This is a genomic window from Parapedobacter sp., from assembly GCF_053550995.1.
Genome location: NZ_JBMQOC010000012.1, coordinates 48,178 through 63,382, shown reverse-complemented (window position 1 = coordinate 63,382; position 15,205 = coordinate 48,178). Strand labels below are relative to the sequence as shown.

17 protein-coding genes are annotated in these 15,205 nt (G+C 50.9%); 11 read left to right on the top strand and 6 right to left on the bottom strand.

Features of this window, described 5'->3' with window-relative positions:
* The first annotated feature begins 8 nt into the window (after positions 1-8).
* Positions 9-986 (top strand): helix-turn-helix transcriptional regulator, encoded by a 978-nt coding sequence (locus tag ACO1NT_RS01580; protein WP_449046601.1) that lies wholly within the window; start codon positions 9-11, stop codon positions 984-986.
* On the opposite strand, the gene ACO1NT_RS01575 is transcribed toward ACO1NT_RS01580, so the two are convergent.
* Positions 983-1,450 carry a DinB family protein gene (locus ACO1NT_RS01575; protein WP_449046600.1) on the bottom strand — a complete coding sequence of 156 codons (468 nt, stop codon included), beginning with the start codon at positions 1,448-1,450 and terminating at the stop codon, positions 983-985. The genes ACO1NT_RS01580 and ACO1NT_RS01575 overlap by 4 nt on opposite strands.
* 189 nt (positions 1,451-1,639) lie before the next feature.
* On the opposite strand from ACO1NT_RS01575, the gene ACO1NT_RS01570 reads away from it, so the two are divergent.
* Together ACO1NT_RS01570 and purU are read left to right on the top strand one after the other, a co-directional pair.
* Complete coding sequence (locus ACO1NT_RS01570) at positions 1,640-3,499, top strand: DNA topoisomerase IV subunit B (protein ID WP_449046599.1); 1,860 nt, start codon at positions 1,640-1,642, stop codon at positions 3,497-3,499.
* A gap of 6 nt (positions 3,500-3,505) precedes the next feature.
* Positions 3,506-4,348 carry a formyltetrahydrofolate deformylase gene (gene purU, locus ACO1NT_RS01565; protein WP_449046598.1) on the top strand — a complete coding sequence of 281 codons (843 nt, stop codon included), beginning with the start codon at positions 3,506-3,508 and terminating at the stop codon, positions 4,346-4,348.
* Here the strand turns inward: purU and ACO1NT_RS01560 are convergent.
* Genes ACO1NT_RS01560 through ACO1NT_RS01545 form a run of 4 tightly spaced genes read right to left on the bottom strand, consistent with a single transcriptional unit; the run spans position 4,317 to position 7,142 of the window.
* Positions 4,317-4,670 (bottom strand): cupin domain-containing protein, encoded by a 354-nt coding sequence (locus ACO1NT_RS01560; RefSeq protein WP_449046597.1) that lies wholly within the window; start codon positions 4,668-4,670, stop codon positions 4,317-4,319. The two genes, purU and ACO1NT_RS01560, sit on opposite strands and share 32 nt — an antisense overlap.
* A gap of 12 nt (positions 4,671-4,682) precedes the next feature.
* A complete protein-coding gene (locus ACO1NT_RS01555; RefSeq protein WP_449046596.1) occupies positions 4,683-5,582 on the bottom strand; it encodes a class I SAM-dependent methyltransferase in 900 nt (299 codons plus the stop codon).
* Positions 5,583-5,632: 50 nt separating this feature from the next.
* Positions 5,633-6,385: an ABC transporter ATP-binding protein gene (locus ACO1NT_RS01550; RefSeq protein ID WP_449046594.1), complete on the bottom strand. Its 753-nt coding sequence runs from the start codon at positions 6,383-6,385 to the stop codon at positions 5,633-5,635.
* Positions 6,386-6,407: 22 nt separating this feature from the next.
* On the bottom strand, positions 6,408-7,142 hold the full coding sequence (locus tag ACO1NT_RS01545) for an MlaE family ABC transporter permease (RefSeq protein WP_449046593.1): 735 nt from the start codon (positions 7,140-7,142) through the stop codon (positions 6,408-6,410).
* A gap of 529 nt (positions 7,143-7,671) precedes the next feature.
* On the opposite strand from ACO1NT_RS01545, the gene ACO1NT_RS01540 reads away from it, so the two are divergent.
* The 8 genes from ACO1NT_RS01540 to ispG all read left to right on the top strand — a co-directional run bounded on the left by ACO1NT_RS01540 (position 7,672) and on the right by ispG (position 14,600).
* A complete protein-coding gene (locus ACO1NT_RS01540; RefSeq protein ID WP_449046591.1) occupies positions 7,672-8,313 on the top strand; it encodes a hypothetical protein in 642 nt (213 codons plus the stop codon).
* A 252-nt stretch (positions 8,314-8,565) separates the two neighbouring features.
* Positions 8,566-8,925, top strand: a complete 360-nt coding sequence (locus ACO1NT_RS01535; protein WP_449046656.1) for a type I restriction-modification system subunit M N-terminal domain-containing protein — start codon at positions 8,566-8,568, stop codon at positions 8,923-8,925.
* A complete protein-coding gene (locus tag ACO1NT_RS01530; protein ID WP_449046655.1) occupies positions 8,868-9,197 on the top strand; it encodes an N-6 DNA methylase in 330 nt (109 codons plus the stop codon). Before ACO1NT_RS01535 ends, ACO1NT_RS01530 begins: the two co-directional genes overlap by 58 nt.
* Before the next feature lie 466 nt (positions 9,198-9,663).
* The gene (locus ACO1NT_RS01525; RefSeq protein WP_449046590.1) at positions 9,664-10,383 is read left to right on the top strand and encodes an SDR family NAD(P)-dependent oxidoreductase; all 720 of its coding nucleotides are present in this window, start codon (positions 9,664-9,666) and stop codon (positions 10,381-10,383) included.
* A gap of 14 nt (positions 10,384-10,397) precedes the next feature.
* Complete coding sequence (locus ACO1NT_RS01520; RefSeq protein WP_449046588.1) at positions 10,398-11,012, top strand: PspC domain-containing protein; 615 nt, start codon at positions 10,398-10,400, stop codon at positions 11,010-11,012.
* Between the two features lie 11 nt (positions 11,013-11,023).
* Positions 11,024-11,977, top strand: a complete 954-nt coding sequence (locus tag ACO1NT_RS01515; protein ID WP_449046587.1) for a LiaI-LiaF-like domain-containing protein — start codon at positions 11,024-11,026, stop codon at positions 11,975-11,977.
* A complete protein-coding gene (locus ACO1NT_RS01510) occupies positions 11,970-12,593 on the top strand; it encodes an RDD family protein (protein WP_449046586.1) in 624 nt (207 codons plus the stop codon). The genes ACO1NT_RS01515 and ACO1NT_RS01510 overlap by 8 nt, the downstream gene beginning before the upstream one ends.
* Positions 12,594-12,623: 30 nt before the next feature.
* Positions 12,624-14,600 (top strand): (E)-4-hydroxy-3-methylbut-2-enyl-diphosphate synthase, encoded by a 1,977-nt coding sequence (gene ispG / locus ACO1NT_RS01505; RefSeq protein WP_449046584.1) that lies wholly within the window; start codon positions 12,624-12,626, stop codon positions 14,598-14,600.
* Between the two features lie 21 nt (positions 14,601-14,621).
* On the opposite strand, the gene ACO1NT_RS01500 is transcribed toward ispG, so the two are convergent.
* Positions 14,622-15,125, bottom strand: coding sequence for a T9SS type A sorting domain-containing protein (locus ACO1NT_RS01500; protein ID WP_449046583.1), 504 nt, complete (start codon positions 15,123-15,125; stop codon positions 14,622-14,624).
* Positions 15,126-15,205: the final 80 nt, after the last annotated feature.

The following is a 15,205-nucleotide window of genomic DNA, read 5'->3' as shown; positions in this document are numbered from 1 at the left end:
CGGACACCATGGCTGTTGACACGACCAAACGATTCGACAGGATTGTGAGCATTTACATCCAGCTGCAATCCAAACGCGTGGTAAAAGCACAGGAACTCGCCGACCGGTTCGGCGTAAGCCTGCGCACCATATACCGCGATATACGGAGCCTCGAACAGGCGGGTGTGCCGATATTCGGTGAGGCCGGCGCCGGTTACAGCATCGTAGAAGGTTACCGCTTACCGCCGGTACTCTTTACCCACGAAGAGGCGATGAGTTTTGTGGGTGCGCAGAAGTTGATGGGCAAATTCATGGACCGCCGGCTGCAGGAGCACTACGACACGGCGCTCTATAAGATCAAAGCCGTGCTCCGGATGACGGAGAAGGATTCGCTATCAGCCATCGAATCGAAGATTGTGATGGCGAAACCGGGTTATGATGTTTTCAATAACAACGTACCCCATGCGCTTAGCAACTTGATTGAAAGCATCGCCCAGCGAAGGCAGGTGTTTTTATCATACAAGGGGGTCAACGACGACAAGCCGAAGCAGCGGACCATTGAACCGGTGGGCCTGTTCCACGAAATGAACTTCTGGTACGTATATGCATACTGCCATGCCCGTAAGGATTACCGCCAATTCCGGGCAGACCGCATCATGCAACTCCAGGTGCTGGAAAAACCGTTCGAACGCGAACACCCCTCGCTGGGCGAGTTTATGGAAAAACGGGAACGCACGCGCAACGACGCCCCCAAAAAGACGGTCCGCATCCGTGTGGAGAACCGCTTCGCCGCCTACATGAAGTGGGATCGGCGCTTTTGGGGTTTCGTATCCGAACGTGATTGCGGGACGTATACCGATATGGTGTTCGAAACGCAGGATTTCCAAGAAGGCTTCCCGCGGTGGCTTCTTATGTACGGCGATGGGGTACAGGTGCTCGAGCCCGAGACTGTACGCCATCGCCTAGGTGAACTGATTGATGCGGTAGCCGCCAATTTCCGGAATTAACGCTCCCAGAAAAACGGCGGCTGTATACCCAGTGAGCGCAGGTAAACATACCCTTGCCCGCGGTGGTGTATTTCATTGTCAATGAAATACAGGATGTTCTCAATAATCGGAAAGTTGAACTGCCCGAAAAGGTTGAATGTTTCGTGGAAATCCGTCTCGGGGATGCGGCCGAACAACGCATCGATCTGCGGCGTATCTTCGTCCCATTTCTTCAGCAGCGTCTCCTTGGTGGTGATGCCCTCCAGTCCGGTCTCCGTATAGTCTTCGCCGGCACGGTCAACGATGCCTTGTAGACCCGGCACAGCGATAGACAACAGCTCCTTAGCCAGTTCGCCGAAAGGCCGCATGCCGGCAACGGAAAACGTAAACAGTTCTTTCTCGGGAAACGCTTCGATAACCCGGCGGGTCAAGGCACGGTGCCCTTGCCAATGTTTCAACAACTCGTCTTTGGTGATGATACTCATGATAACGATAATTAATTGTGAATAATTGATAATTCCTTATTGTTCACTGCAAAGAAACGGAGCGATGTTGACAGCGTTTTGTCAATAGGAAAAAACAACTAAAATTTCGTAATATTGCGTGACCTTATTCGGCATGAGTATCAAACGACGCAAGCCTTAGTGAAGTGTCTAATATCTATTGTCTAAAAAATGACCGCATATAACGAAGATAGTATACGTTCGCTCGATTGGAAAGAGCACATCCGGCTCCGGCCCGGGATGTACATCGGCAAGCTGGGCGATGGCTCAGCGTATGACGATGGCATCTATGTATTACTCAAAGAAGTGGTGGATAACTCCATTGATGAGTTCGTGATGGGCGCCGGGAGAACCATCGATATCAATATGAGCGAGCAGAAGATTGCCGTACGCGACTATGGCCGGGGCATCCCCATCGGTTCGGTGGTCGATGTGGTATCAAAAATCAATACCGGTGGAAAATACGACAGCAAGGCCTTCCAGAAATCGGTTGGCCTCAACGGGGTCGGTACAAAGGCCGTCAATGCACTTTCCACGTCGTTCACGGTACAGTCGTACCGCGATGGAAAGACACGGATTGCCGAGTTTAGCAAAGGGGAACTGGTGAGGGATGAAGAAAAGACTACCACCCAGCGAAACGGGACCGCCGTAACCTTTTACCCCGACGACAGCATTTTCAAAAACTACCATTACCGCGCAGAGTTCGTGGAAAACATGATATGGAATTATGTTTTCCTCAACTCCGGATTGACCATCAATTTCAACGGCCAGAAATTCGTTTCTGAAAATGGACTCAAAGATCTGCTCGAACGGAATATCGACTCGGAATCCATGCGGTACCCTATCATCCACCTCAAGGGGGAGGACATCGAAATCGCGATTACCCATGGCCAACAATACGGCGAAGAATATTATTCGTTCGTAAACGGACAGCACACCACCCAAGGCGGCACACACCAAGCGGCTTTCCGCGAAGCGGTGGTGAAGACCGTGCGCGAATTTTACAAGAAGGATTTCGATGCCTCCGACATCCGGGCATCCATCATCGGAGCGGTTGCCATCAAGGTACAGGAGCCTGTATTCGAGTCGCAAACAAAAACCAAACTCGGTTCGCAAAGCATCGGCCCCGAGGGCCCTACGGTACGTACGTTTATCAACGATTTCATCAAGAAGGCGCTCGATGACTTCCTGCACAAGCACGGCGAAACGGCTGACGCTTTATTAAAGCGGATCATGCAATCGGAACGGGAACGGAAAGACATCGCCGGCATCAAAAAACTGGCCAACGAACGTGCCAAAAAGGCCTCCCTGCACAACCGAAAACTGCGTGATTGCAAGGTGCACTACGGCGACAAGCACGAGTTAGCCCAGGAAACCACCCTGTTCATCACCGAGGGTGATTCGGCAAGCGGGTCCATTACCAAATCGCGCAATGTGCAGACACAAGCCGTATTCAGCCTGAAAGGCAAGCCGCTCAATGCGTTCGGGCTCACCAAGAAAGTGGTGTATGAAAATGAGGAATTCAACCTCCTGCAACATGCCCTCAACATCGAAGACGGGCTAGATGGACTCCGTTACAACCATATTGTCATTGCCACCGATGCCGATGTAGACGGCATGCACATCCGCTTGCTGCTGATGACTTTCTTCCTCCAGTTTTTTCCCGATTTGGTGAAAGCCGGGCACGTGTCTATTTTGCAAACGCCCTTATTCCGTGTGCGCAACAAGAAAGAGACCATCTATTGCTACAGCGACGAAGAGCGCCAGCGCGCCATCATGAAATTAGGGGGTAAGCCCGAAATCACACGTTTTAAGGGGCTGGGAGAGATTTCGCCTGACGAATTCGGGCTTTTTATTGGCGAGGATATGCGCTTGGATCCCGTTATCCTTCTAAAGGAACTGAAAATAAAGCAACTGCTGGAATATTACATGGGCAAGAACACGCCAGATAGGCAAAAGCACATTGTGAATAACCTCCGTGTGGAATTGGATATTGCCGAAGAATCGAAAACCGAAGAGCTGGTGGCTTAAAAGATCATGATAAACCAAACCCTTATCCTTATCCAGTGCCACGATGCCGTGGGATTGGTCGGCCGGATTGCCAATACCGTGGCGCGCCATGCCCTGAACATCGTTACCATGCGCGAATATGTGGATGAGGCCGCCGAACGCTTCTATGTTCGGATTGTATGTGCCGGTAAGGCGGAAGATAATGAGCTGCTAACCGCAGACCTCGTCAACGCATTGCCCACCGGGGCAACGGTAACCGTAAATCCGCCACAGCAAAAGCGTCTAGCCATATTGGTTACCAAAGAACACCATTGCCTGGGCGACATCATTGTTCGCTACTTTTTCAATACACTCGGTGCCGAGGTATGCTGCGTGGTGGGCAATTACGACGAATTAAGCGCATTTACGCAGCGCTTTAATATCCCATTTTACCACGTAACCCACGAGGGTAAATCAAAAACGGAATTTGAGCGGGAGATTACGCACCTATTGGATACACATCAACCGGATTACGTTGTGTTGGCTAAATTCATGCGGATACTCTCTGCTGATTTCGTGGGTCATTATGCGGGTCGCATTATCAACATCCACCATTCCTTCCTCCCGGCATTCATCGGAGCCAGCCCGTACAAACAGGCGCACGAACGGGGCGTGAAACTGATCGGCGCAACAGCGCATTTCGTCACGAGCGATCTCGACCAGGGCCCGATCATTGCGCAGGATATCCGCCCGGTAAACCACAGCTATACGGTGAGGGATATGGTGCGTGCGGGTAAAGAAGTGGAAAAATCAGTGTTGAGCAAGGCGCTGCGTCTGGTCATCGAAGATCGGGTAATTATTACCGGGAATAAGACGGTGGTATTTGAGTAACGAAATCTTTCCGCATAGGGTGGAATGAATCGATGAGTGTACCCGCTTCCAAGCACCGGCAGCCGTGTGTACTATTTGACGGGATGATGCACGTATCGCCCTGAACCATCACCTTTGTGTGTTTGCCAATGGTGTATTCAAACACGCCCGACTCGACATAACTGATCTGCGTATGCGGGTGCTGATGGGCCGCACCGATACTTCCCGTTTCGAATCGGACCTTCACGACCATCAGGTCGTCGTTGTACGACATAACGTTGCGGCTCACCCCTTCCCCCAAGTCTTCCCAACCGTGTATATTATCGCTATTAAACAATACCATAATCCAATCCTATCATTTTCCCGATTTCAGGAATTTACCGAATACGCCCAATGGCAGCTTGCTCCCTGCCGTCGCTTGTAGGTACAATTCGCCGGTTTCGAGGTTTTGGACACTTGGCAGCGCACCCTTGATCAGGTTTTCGACGATCACGGAAGAGAACCCCAACGAATATGTGTTCAAAATCAAAAAGTGCTCCTGTGGGTCTAGTAGCTGCACCACATCACGCATCATCTCGGCAATGTGGTCTTCCAATTTCCATTTCTCGCCCTTCGGCCCATGGCCGTAAGCGGGCGGATCGAGGATAATACCGTGGTACGTATTGCCGCGTTTCAACTCGCGCTTTACGAATTTAAGGGCGTCTTCCACCACCCAGCGCGTATCCGAAAGGCCCGACAGCTCCTGGTTTTCGTTGGCCCACGTAACCACCTGCTTGATCGAATCGACATGGGTGGTATCGGCACCGGCTGCGCGGGCAACCAACGAAGCACCTCCGGTATAAGCAAAAAGGTTGAGCACCTTGGGCCGCGGTGTGCGGAAGGTTTTTACCGCGGCCGAAATATAATCCCAATTGACCGCCTGTTCGGGGAAAACGCCCACATGTTTGAAAGAGGTAAGACCAAGACGTAACTTAATGGCAGTATCGCTGTTCTGATATTGGATATGCCAACGGTCTGGCAGTTTAGGGTTCTTTTTAATCCAATCGCCACTTGTAGCCGAGCGGCCTTTGAATCGGATATCGTGCCGCTTCATCCACTCCGCTTCTGCAAGCCCTTTTGCCCATACGGCCTGTGGCTCCGGCCGGATCAGGATGCGGTCGCCAAACCGTTCCAATTTTTCAAAATCACCACAATCGATGAGTTCGTAATCTTCCCAATGCTCTGGGGTACGGAGTTGGATGCTGTTCGCTGTCAAAGTAAGGCTTTTTTTTTGGCAAAGATAGCGATTAAATTGAACGGGTTCGATCAAAACCGTTCTTTTGCAGCTTTCATAAACGGACTGGCAAATACGAAGTTGTTCAGTTCTTCCACATCTGAATGGGCAATCTCCTTATTTGATCCTTCCCACCATTTCTGTCCTTTGTATAAGAAGATAATGTGGTCACCGATGCCCATCACCGAATTCATATCGTGGGTTACCACTACCGTAGTACATTGGTATTCCTCGGTCAGTTCCGAAATCAATTCGTCGATGACAATGGCTGTTTCCGGATCGAGGCCCGAGTTTGGCTCATCAACAAAAAGGTATTTTGGACTCATGCTGATGGCACGGGCAATACCGACCCGCTTTTTCATCCCGCCCGAAAGCTCAGCAGGATACAGTTTGTTCCGCCCCGCAAGATTCACGCGTTCCAAGCAAAAGTTGGCCCGGTCGATCTTTTCGCTTCGGCTCATATCCGTAAACATTTCCAACGGAAAAATGATGTTTTGCTCGACGGTCATCGAATCAAAAAGCGCCGAATTCTGGAACAGCATGCCGATTTCCTTGCGGATGGGTATGCGGTCTTCAAAATCCATCCGGGTAAAATCCTCGCCTTGGTAGAGCACCTTACCCTGTTCGGGACGGTGCAACCCCACCATGCATTTCAGCAACGTGCTCTTGCCCGAACCTGATCCGCCGATAATCAAACTGATCTTACCGGGCTCGAACTGGGCATCTATGCCCCGCAGTACGTGGTTATCACCGAAAGATTTATGGATGTTTTGAACTTCAATCATATGTTGCTGTGGGTAAAAAGGGTTAAAGCATGAGGGCCGTAATGATATAGTCGGCCACTAAAATGGCAATACAACTGATGACCACACCGCGGGTGCTGGCCTGGCCCACTTCAAGCGCCCCGCCCCGCACATAAAACCCTTTGAATGCCGACACCGAGGTGATGATAAACCCGAAAACAAACGCCTTCACCAACGCTACCGCCACCGTATAGCCAATGAAACCATCGGTAATACCGTTGATGTAATCGGCCGGCGTTACCGCCCCCGAGATTGCCCCTCCGGCAAGCCCCCCTACCAACGCCAGGAAAATGGACATGATAACCAACACCGGAATCATGGTGATGCCCGCCAGTATTTTGGGAAGGATAAGGTACCCCGGCGCATTGATGCCCATGATTTCCAAGGCATCGATTTGTTCGGTGACCCGCATGGACCCGATCTGCGACGAAATGGATGAGCCCACCTTACCCGCCAATACCAGCGCGGTAATGGTCGGGCTTAACTCCAAGATGCTCGAATCGCGGTTGATCTGCCCAATAACCGAGGTGGGAATCAAATCAGACACCAACTGGAAGGCGATCTGCATGGTCATTACGGCACCGATGAAGGTAGAAATGATGGCAATGAGCCCCAAAGAACCCACCCCGATTTCGTTCATTTCATGGATGATTTCCTTCCAGTATATCCGCCATTTCTCCGGTCGCCGGAAGACCGCTTTCAAGAGCAGAAGATATTGTCCGAAGTAAGTGAAAAACATAAATCGCTATCTAACTATTCAATTAGCGTTAAAGATACAGGTTTTGCAGTTACAACGAAAATCCGTGCCGTATTGTTTGTTCGATAAGGATACCATATCGAAACAAAATGATCGCATCCGTGGCGGAAATTGGCGGAAAATCCCGCCAATTTCTGCCAATTTCCGCCAATAGTCTTTCCATACGGCTTGCCCATCCTAATTTGCCCTTATGATTAAATCGGGGCGAACGATACGGGGCCGACGCGGTAACCCGCTAAAAAAAGACAGTACTGTCCGTTGTTGTCCGCAGACTGTCCGTAGTTGTCCGCGCATTTTATTAACCGTTTCTTTCTCTTCAATTTGGTCGTAGAAACAAAAAATTTCAGTTATGGTAATCACACAACACCCCAGCCGGGCAGGACCCATAAACCAGCGGATAGGCAATGGATGGCCAAGGGGGCCAACGTTGCCGATAGACGAAACAAAGGAGCATAACCGATGGTAAGGAACCATCACATCGAAAACAAGTTAACATAAAAACAAAAAGAAAATGAGAACACCGAAATTAATTACCAACTACGACTATCTCAGCGATGCCGACCTTGCTTCGTTAGCTACACGCACGGTCGATGCCTTACAGACAAACACGCATTTCCCCGATCTCCATCCACCGATTGCCGAATATGAACCGGTGGCACTGGACTATGTCGCCAAGCAAGCCATCACCGCCAACGGCCGCGCCAGCGGGGTACAGAAGGAAGAGAAAGATGAAGCCCGGAATGTCCTGATCGTGATGATGCGTCGGGTCGCGAGCTACATCAACAACTTCACGCAAACCAGTTCCGTGCAGCTAAGTTCCGGCTTCTATCCGGTACTACCGCCCAAGGCTGGGCAAATACCGCCAGCATCTACCTGGGCGCGGTTGGCAGATTCCAACCGCCCCGGCGAACTACGGCTCCTGTTCGAGGCTGTCAGGGCAGCCTACCAGTATGAAATGCAGTTGGCCTCCGAGTTGGACACGACGGGACAACCCGTGTGGCAAGACCTGGATCCCGCACCTCGGGCGCTCGGCAATTTTTACGGGCCGGTGGAAGATGGCGTGGTCTACTATTTCCGCGTCCGCTCGCGCAATAAAAAAGGCGTAAGTGAGTGGAGCCCGACGGCCTCCCTGCGTGCCCGCGTGACCGTGTGACATCCAAACAGAAAAAGGCGGTATAACTTGAGCGATGTGCCGCCGTGCACTGCCGCCCCCTTTCGGGGCGGTATTGTTGTTAATGGTTTCGTAGAACGGCAACTTTGTTCATATATTTACCCAATCATGAGCCTGTAAAAGATTCATAATACAATCTGATTAGAGATCGAGTTTTTTTTGATAAACAAAAATTGCTGTATATAAATGACCAAAGAACAAGAACGCGACGAACTACACCGCACCATATAGCAGATAGCCAATGACTTAAGGGGAAGCGTGGATGGGTGGGATTTCAAGTCCTATGTGTTAGGAATTCTTTTTTACCGGTTTATATCCGAAAACCTAGCGGTGCATATCAATAAGGGAGAAAGGGAAACGGGGAATGCCGATTTTAACTTTGCACAATTGTCGGACGAGGAAGCTGAGTTTGGGCGTAAAGACACCGTAGCCGAAAAAGGCTTCTTTATTCTTCCGTCCGAGTTGTTTACGAACGTACGGAAGAATGCGGCAAGCAATCCGAACCTCAACGTTGGGACGATGAACCTTTTGATGCGATTGTATCCAACCCGCCCTATTCCATCAAATGGGAAGGCGACGCCAATCCGCTCTTGATCAATGACCCCCGGTTCTCGCCAGCCGGTGTTTTGGCCCCTAAATCCAAAGCCGATTTAGCCTTTACCATGCACATGCTGTCTTGGCTGGCCACTTCAGGAACAGCCGCCATTGTTGAGTTTCCTGGTGTTTTATATCGCGGTGGTGCTGAACAGAAAATCCGGAAATATCTCATCGACAACAACTTCGTTGGAACGATATCATCTGATGTCAAAGCAAGGCCATCCCACACCGACACTGGATCGTCTCTCCGTACCACAACAACGCCTTAAACCCAGACAACAAGCTGTGGATTCACTCCAACATCATATCGACTTGACTAAATACGAGGTTGAGCAGACGCCATACAGTTCCAAATCGATCCGGTCCTGCCTTGCCTCATCCCAAGGTTGTAATGAGACAACACAAAGTTGTGCCGATTAGAGACAGCCTTGTGTTGCTACGAGACGATACAGCCTCGACCAGACCTGATATCGTGCCTACTTGAGACAGCATCATGCCGATAAGAGACGATATCGTCTCGACTTGACCGGGTATCGTTTTGGCTCCACGTAGGCCTGTGCTGCGTGAAGACGAATCTATCTTCACACACGACGCTATTGTGTTGACCCGTGACAGGTTTGTATCTGCAAATCACGACCCTGTGTGGGCATAACACAACCTTGTGCGTCGTTGTACCAATAACTCAGACAAAAGACCTAAATTTGAAAAACAACTAGGAGAACACAAAAGATATATATGCTACATTTAAAACAGCGAACAGCACTCATTACCGGCGCAACGAAAGGGATGGGGCTGGCCATTACCAACAAATTAGCCGCCTTGGGGTGTAATCTGCTGCTTACCGCCCGGAACAAGGAAGAGCTTGAAATGTTGAAAGCAACACTCGAAAACCAACACGCGGGCATTACTGTTCAATACAACGCCTGCGATGTTGCCGATGCCCAGCAACTCGATGGGTTGATCAGCTGGCTGGCCGAAACGGTTCCGGGACCGGATATCCTCATAAACAACGTCGGCATATTTAAACCCGTATCTGTGTTGGATGAAACCGACGAGGATTTCCAGCAGCAATTGCAGGTCAATTATATCACACCCCATCTCCTATCACGCGCTGTAGGCCGGCACATGCGAAAAAACCGCCGCGGACACATCTTCAATATCAGTTCCATCGCAAGCCGCGAGCCGGTATCCGCAGCAGGTACCTACACTGTAACAAAATTTGCGGTTAGGGGTCTAACCCAAGTATTGCGGGAGGAACTGCGGTCGCACGACGTGAAGGTGACCGAGATCATCCCAGGGTCAACACTGACTTCCTCATGGGAAGGCACCGAAATCCCTGCCGACCGGTTTATCCTGCCGGCAGACATTGCCGAGGCTATTGTAACCTGCCTCCGGATGAGCGACGGAGCCAACATGGAGGAAATCGTGATAAAACCCCGATACGGTAATATTTAAAAAAGGAGGAATCCATGGACAAGAAACTTCAACGCATCCCCTACGAGGGCGCCGTAGCAGGCGTCTGTGCGGGCTTGGGGGCATATTTCGGCATAGATAAAACTTGGGTACGGATCGCATTCATCATCAGCGTCTTTTTCTCGGGTTATATGGGTATCGGGCTATTAGGGCCCATCGTCTATATCGTACTTTGGATCGTGCTTCCCATCAAATCGTTTGTCATGCCGAGCGATCCTTTTCATGTAGACTACCGCACGCAACCAACCCCACCGGCCGACGATATCGGCGGTTACGCTCCCCATACCTGGGATAAGGGTGGGGCGTTCAACATGCGCAATAAAAAAGTGAGCAAAGACCGATATGTGGCCGGATTGATTTTGGTGGCATTGGGTATCTTTTTTTTATTGCACCAGCTGGATATTTTTTATTGGCGCGACTTCGCCCGGTTCTGGCCCGTGCTGATCATCGTGTTGGGATTGGCTACCATCTTCGGGGCGTTCAAGCCCCGGAAGCAAAAGCCGTTTTTCGTGAATGAGACTAAAGAGCCGGCGTCCGGGGCGCAAGCACCCGAGGGCAAACCGGACGACCCCGCCGACAATACGGGCGCCGATCATGGTTACACCAAATAACTGAACATGTTATGAACAAAGAAAAATTAAGCTGGGGCCTCATCCTACTGTTCGTGGGCGGCGTCTTATTATTGGATAACCTAGACGTTATCGATTTTTACTGGCGGTCGGTGTTTAGCATGTGGCCCGTTATCCTCATCATCATCGGCGTGAACCTGTTGGTACCCAAAAAAGGTATCGGCAATGCCATATCCATTGTTGTTACCGTCGCCGCGCTAGCGTTTCTTGCGTTCCGCGGCACATTTCCCCCGCATGGCAATTGGTGGATGTTTGACCATAACGACTGGAAATCGGAAAGACGTATCTCGTCGCCCAGTAGAGAAGCCGGGGAACTATCGAATGGTGTATTTACCCATGCCTATGACAATTCCATTACCACCGCAAACCTCCACATCAAAGGGGGGGCAGTCGAATACGAAATCAAAGGGTTGACAGATGAGCTGTTCCATGCGGAAGCAACGAGCACCATCGGTGGGCACCAATTGGAAACGACAACCAATGGCTCCAATGCCGACCTGACATTCAGCATGCGCGACACCAAAAAAGGCGACTGGAATATGCGCGACGGGGAAAACCGGGCCGAAATCCGTTTGAATCGTAATCCCGAGTGGCGTATCTCACTCGATATGGGAGCCGGCGCGGCAGAGTTTGACCTCACCCCTTATAAAGTGGCGAGCCTCAGTTTCAATGGCGGCGCGGCATCGTTCGAAGCGAAATTAGGCACGCCACTGGAAGAAACCATCATAACGGCCGAGTCGGGCGTAGCCAGTGTGGAAATAGAGATACCCCGCGCTGCTGCATGCAAAATCATCATCAAATCGGGACTGTCGTCCAAGGATTTCCCCGGTTTCACCAAGCAAGCCGACGGTTCCTATACCACAGAAGGTTATGAGGGTGCAAGCAACCGGTTCCTCATTAACCTGAAAGGTGGATTGAGCTCGTTTGCCGTGAAGCGTTATGACTAAGGGCACACTTCCCGACCGGTTCGATGTGGTTATCGGCGGAAAGCCCCAAGGGCCCTTTTCCCTGGATGAATTACGCCGCATGGACCTCAGTCCGACAGACTTCGTTAAACCATCGGGGTATCCCGAATTTAAAGAAGTACGGGAATTTGCCGAACTAAGTGGCTTACTAAATATCGCGTATCAGACCACACGCCCCCAGTATTTCGCCACATTGGATGTACGCTTGCTTGCAACGGCAATTGACTATTTCATCGCGGGCTGTGTATATGCAGCACTAGCCGCCATCTACCTTGCGGGCACGTCAAATGCGAAAGAGAGCATCCCGGCCTTGCTTATCGGACTGGCCATCGTACCCGTGACGAAATTCATCTTAAGCACGGCCATGGAAGGGTCGAAAAAGCAAGCCTCGATCGGCAAGATGCTTATCGGCATAAAGGTCACCGACGAGCAGGGTAGGCCCATTGGCTATGGAAAGGCCTTAGGGCGGAATGCAGCCAAATTAGTTGGTATAGCAACCTTGGGTATCGGGTTCCTCACCGGCTTCTTCGACCGGCGCCAGCAATGCCTCCACGACAAGATTGCGGGAACACTTGTTATCAAGGATCGGTTGATTTGATCACCCATTATCCCTAACTTTGTGGCACGCATGGATACGAAAACCGGAAACACGCTCCCCGGGGGCTACTGTAACTCACTAACGGAATACGCTAGGTGGCGAACCCGTGAAGTTTCTATAGGTGATATACCGATGGGTGGCGACAATCCGATACGCATCCAGAGCATGACTACCGTAGACACCATGGACACCATCGGATCGGTGGAACAGACCATCCGGATGGTGGAGGCTGGCTGCGAATATGTACGCATAACTGCTCCCAGCATCAAGGAAGCTAATAACCTAGCCGAAATAAAGAAAGAGTTGCGCAAACGCGGCTACCATGTACCGCTTGTTGCCGATATCCACTTTACCCCCAATGCCGCCGAGATAGCCGCCCGGATCGTTGAAAAAGTACGTATCAATCCTGGAAATTATGCCGATAAGAAGAAGTTCGACCAGCTGAATTATACAGCGTCGGCCTATCAGTCCGAGTTGGAACGTATTTATACGAAGTTTGCCCCGCTAGTGAAAATATGCAAGGAATACGGCACGGCCATGCGGATTGGCACAAACCACGGTTCGCTTTCGGACCGCATCATGAGCCACTACGGCGACACACCGGAGGGAATGGTCGAGTCAGCCATGGAGTTCATCCGAATTTGTGAAGACCTCGATTACCATCGTATTGTGGTCTCGATGAAGTCGAGCAACCCACAAGTGATGGTACGCGCATACCGCCTACTGGTGGAGACGATGGTGTCCGAAGGGATGAACTACCCGCTACACCTTGGCGTTACCGAAGCCGGCGATGGTGAAGATGGCCGCATCAAATCGGCCGTAGGCATCGGGACACTGCTGGAAGATGGTTTGGGCGATACAGTGCGGGTGTCCCTTACGGAAGAGCCTGAACTTGAAGCGCCGGTGGCCATAGCCCTCGTAAATCGATATAAATCGCGACAGAAGGAATATAAAGGGAACGCCCCCGCATGCAAACCGACTGCCTATGTATCCAATGAAGTGAATGTATTTATCGGCGGTACCCAAGTGCCGCGGGTCGTGGTGGATATCTCGGGGAAAAATCTGAAAGACCCACACACCCTCACCGACGTGGGGTATAAATATGATCCTTGGCTCGACAAATACCACATGGGCGAACAGTCGGTGGATTTCGTCTATCTTGGCAGCACACTTCCCTCCTTCGCCATGCCGGGCAATCTGAAGCAATTGTATGATTACCCAACCTGGCGGAATATCCAAGACAAGTCCAACATCCACCCGTTGTTTTCACTAAGCCAGTTTCTGGAAGCAACCGAAAGGGATGCCCACCTAAATTTGGTGAGGATACGGTATGCCGATATAGGAACGCCTGCATTTGAGGCATTGCCGTTGGACAAGACCATTATTTTCGTGGTAGAAACCGATGTATCACATGGGATGGCCGACCAGCGGCAATTTTTTGGTGCACTTTCCGAGCTGGGTCTCGACAATCCGGTCATTATCCGACGACATTACCCCGCCGCAGATTTTACGGGTCTCCTGGGCGACTTGACGGATCCGGAAGAACCGTTGTCAAAACTGCAAGTATACGCGGCCACCGACATGGGTGCCCTACTGGTAGACGGCATGGGCAGCGGGATATGGATAGACTCACCTGCCACTCCCGTCGATAAACTGGTATCGGCATCATTTGCCATCCTGCAAGCAACCCGTTCGCGCATTTCCAAAACGGAATATATTTGCTGCCCCAGCTGTGGCCGCACACTGTTTGACTTGCAGGAGACCACCCAAATGATACGGAGCAGGACCAACCATCTCAAAGGGCTTAAGATTGGGATTATGGGGTGTATTGTGAACGGCCCGGGCGAAATGGCTGACGCCGACTATGGTTACGTGGGTGCGGGTCCGGGGAAAATCACCCTCTACCGCGGCAAGGAGGTGGTTAAACGCAATGTGGGTACCACCGATGCGTTAGACGAACTTATTGAAATCATTAAGGGAGATGGCCGGTGGATTGACCCGGAATAACGAAAAACCACCCATAACGAGTTAAAGCACGGAAATTCGCTTCACGACGGTCTCCGTACCCGCCGATACGCGGATAAAATAAAATCCATTCGTGAGTTTATTGTTGGTTTCAAACACATGGCTTTGGGGGCCAGCGTCCAGTTCCTGGTTAAGAAGCGTCATCACCTCGTTACCCAGCGCATCCATTACTTTGATGGAAACCGTGCTTTGCTTGTCTAATCGATAAGAAAGGCTGATTTGATCCACAATGGGATTGGGGAAAACCTTTACGCTGCTCAACAGCTTATCGTTGACAACGTTGTTTGCTTTGAATGGGAAGAAACTCTTGAATGATGAAAAGAATGACCGTTGGGTACGTTTCTCGACAGAAGGAGAAGCCAATTGCGTTACTTTAGCGTCAGTACCCTTCGCCACACGACTCGTATCTATCGCAACCGCTCGTTCCTGGGCAGCATCCGCGCTCCCCACGAGAATCATCGTGCTTAACGTCAATACCGAAATAGTGCGGTGTAAAAACTTTCTCATAGGGTCTCAATCATTCGATTTACGGTGTCATGCTTTGGTTCCAATTTAAGTTCTCTAAATCACAATCCATGCCCTTACCT

Excerpts from the sequence above, each read along its gene's own strand:
- ACO1NT_RS01540 (WP_449046591.1), top strand. The coding sequence starts at position 7,672 with ATGAGAACACCGAAATTAATTACCAACTACGACTATCTCAGCGATGCC.
- ispG (WP_449046584.1), top strand. The coding sequence starts at position 12,624 with ATGGATACGAAAACCGGAAACACGCTCCCCGGGGGCTACTGTAACTCA.
- ACO1NT_RS01575 (WP_449046600.1), bottom strand. The coding sequence starts at position 1,450 with ATGAGTATCATCACCAAAGACGAGTTGTTGAAACATTGGCAAGGGCAC.
- ACO1NT_RS01560 (WP_449046597.1), bottom strand. The coding sequence starts at position 4,670 with ATGGTATTGTTTAATAGCGATAATATACACGGTTGGGAAGACTTGGGG.
- ACO1NT_RS01525 (WP_449046590.1), top strand. The coding sequence starts at position 9,664 with ATGCTACATTTAAAACAGCGAACAGCACTCATTACCGGCGCAACGAAA.
- ACO1NT_RS01500 (WP_449046583.1), bottom strand. The coding sequence starts at position 15,125 with ATGAGAAAGTTTTTACACCGCACTATTTCGGTATTGACGTTAAGCACG.
- ACO1NT_RS01520 (WP_449046588.1), top strand. The coding sequence starts at position 10,398 with ATGGACAAGAAACTTCAACGCATCCCCTACGAGGGCGCCGTAGCAGGC.
- ACO1NT_RS01580 (WP_449046601.1), top strand. The coding sequence starts at position 9 with ATGGCTGTTGACACGACCAAACGATTCGACAGGATTGTGAGCATTTAC.
- ACO1NT_RS01515 (WP_449046587.1), top strand. The coding sequence starts at position 11,024 with ATGAACAAAGAAAAATTAAGCTGGGGCCTCATCCTACTGTTCGTGGGC.
- ACO1NT_RS01570 (WP_449046599.1), top strand. The coding sequence starts at position 1,640 with ATGACCGCATATAACGAAGATAGTATACGTTCGCTCGATTGGAAAGAG.
- ACO1NT_RS01545 (WP_449046593.1), bottom strand. The coding sequence starts at position 7,142 with ATGTTTTTCACTTACTTCGGACAATATCTTCTGCTCTTGAAAGCGGTC.
- purU (WP_449046598.1), top strand. The coding sequence starts at position 3,506 with ATGATAAACCAAACCCTTATCCTTATCCAGTGCCACGATGCCGTGGGA.
- ACO1NT_RS01550 (WP_449046594.1), bottom strand. The coding sequence starts at position 6,385 with ATGATTGAAGTTCAAAACATCCATAAATCTTTCGGTGATAACCACGTA.
- ACO1NT_RS01510 (WP_449046586.1), top strand. The coding sequence starts at position 11,970 with ATGACTAAGGGCACACTTCCCGACCGGTTCGATGTGGTTATCGGCGGA.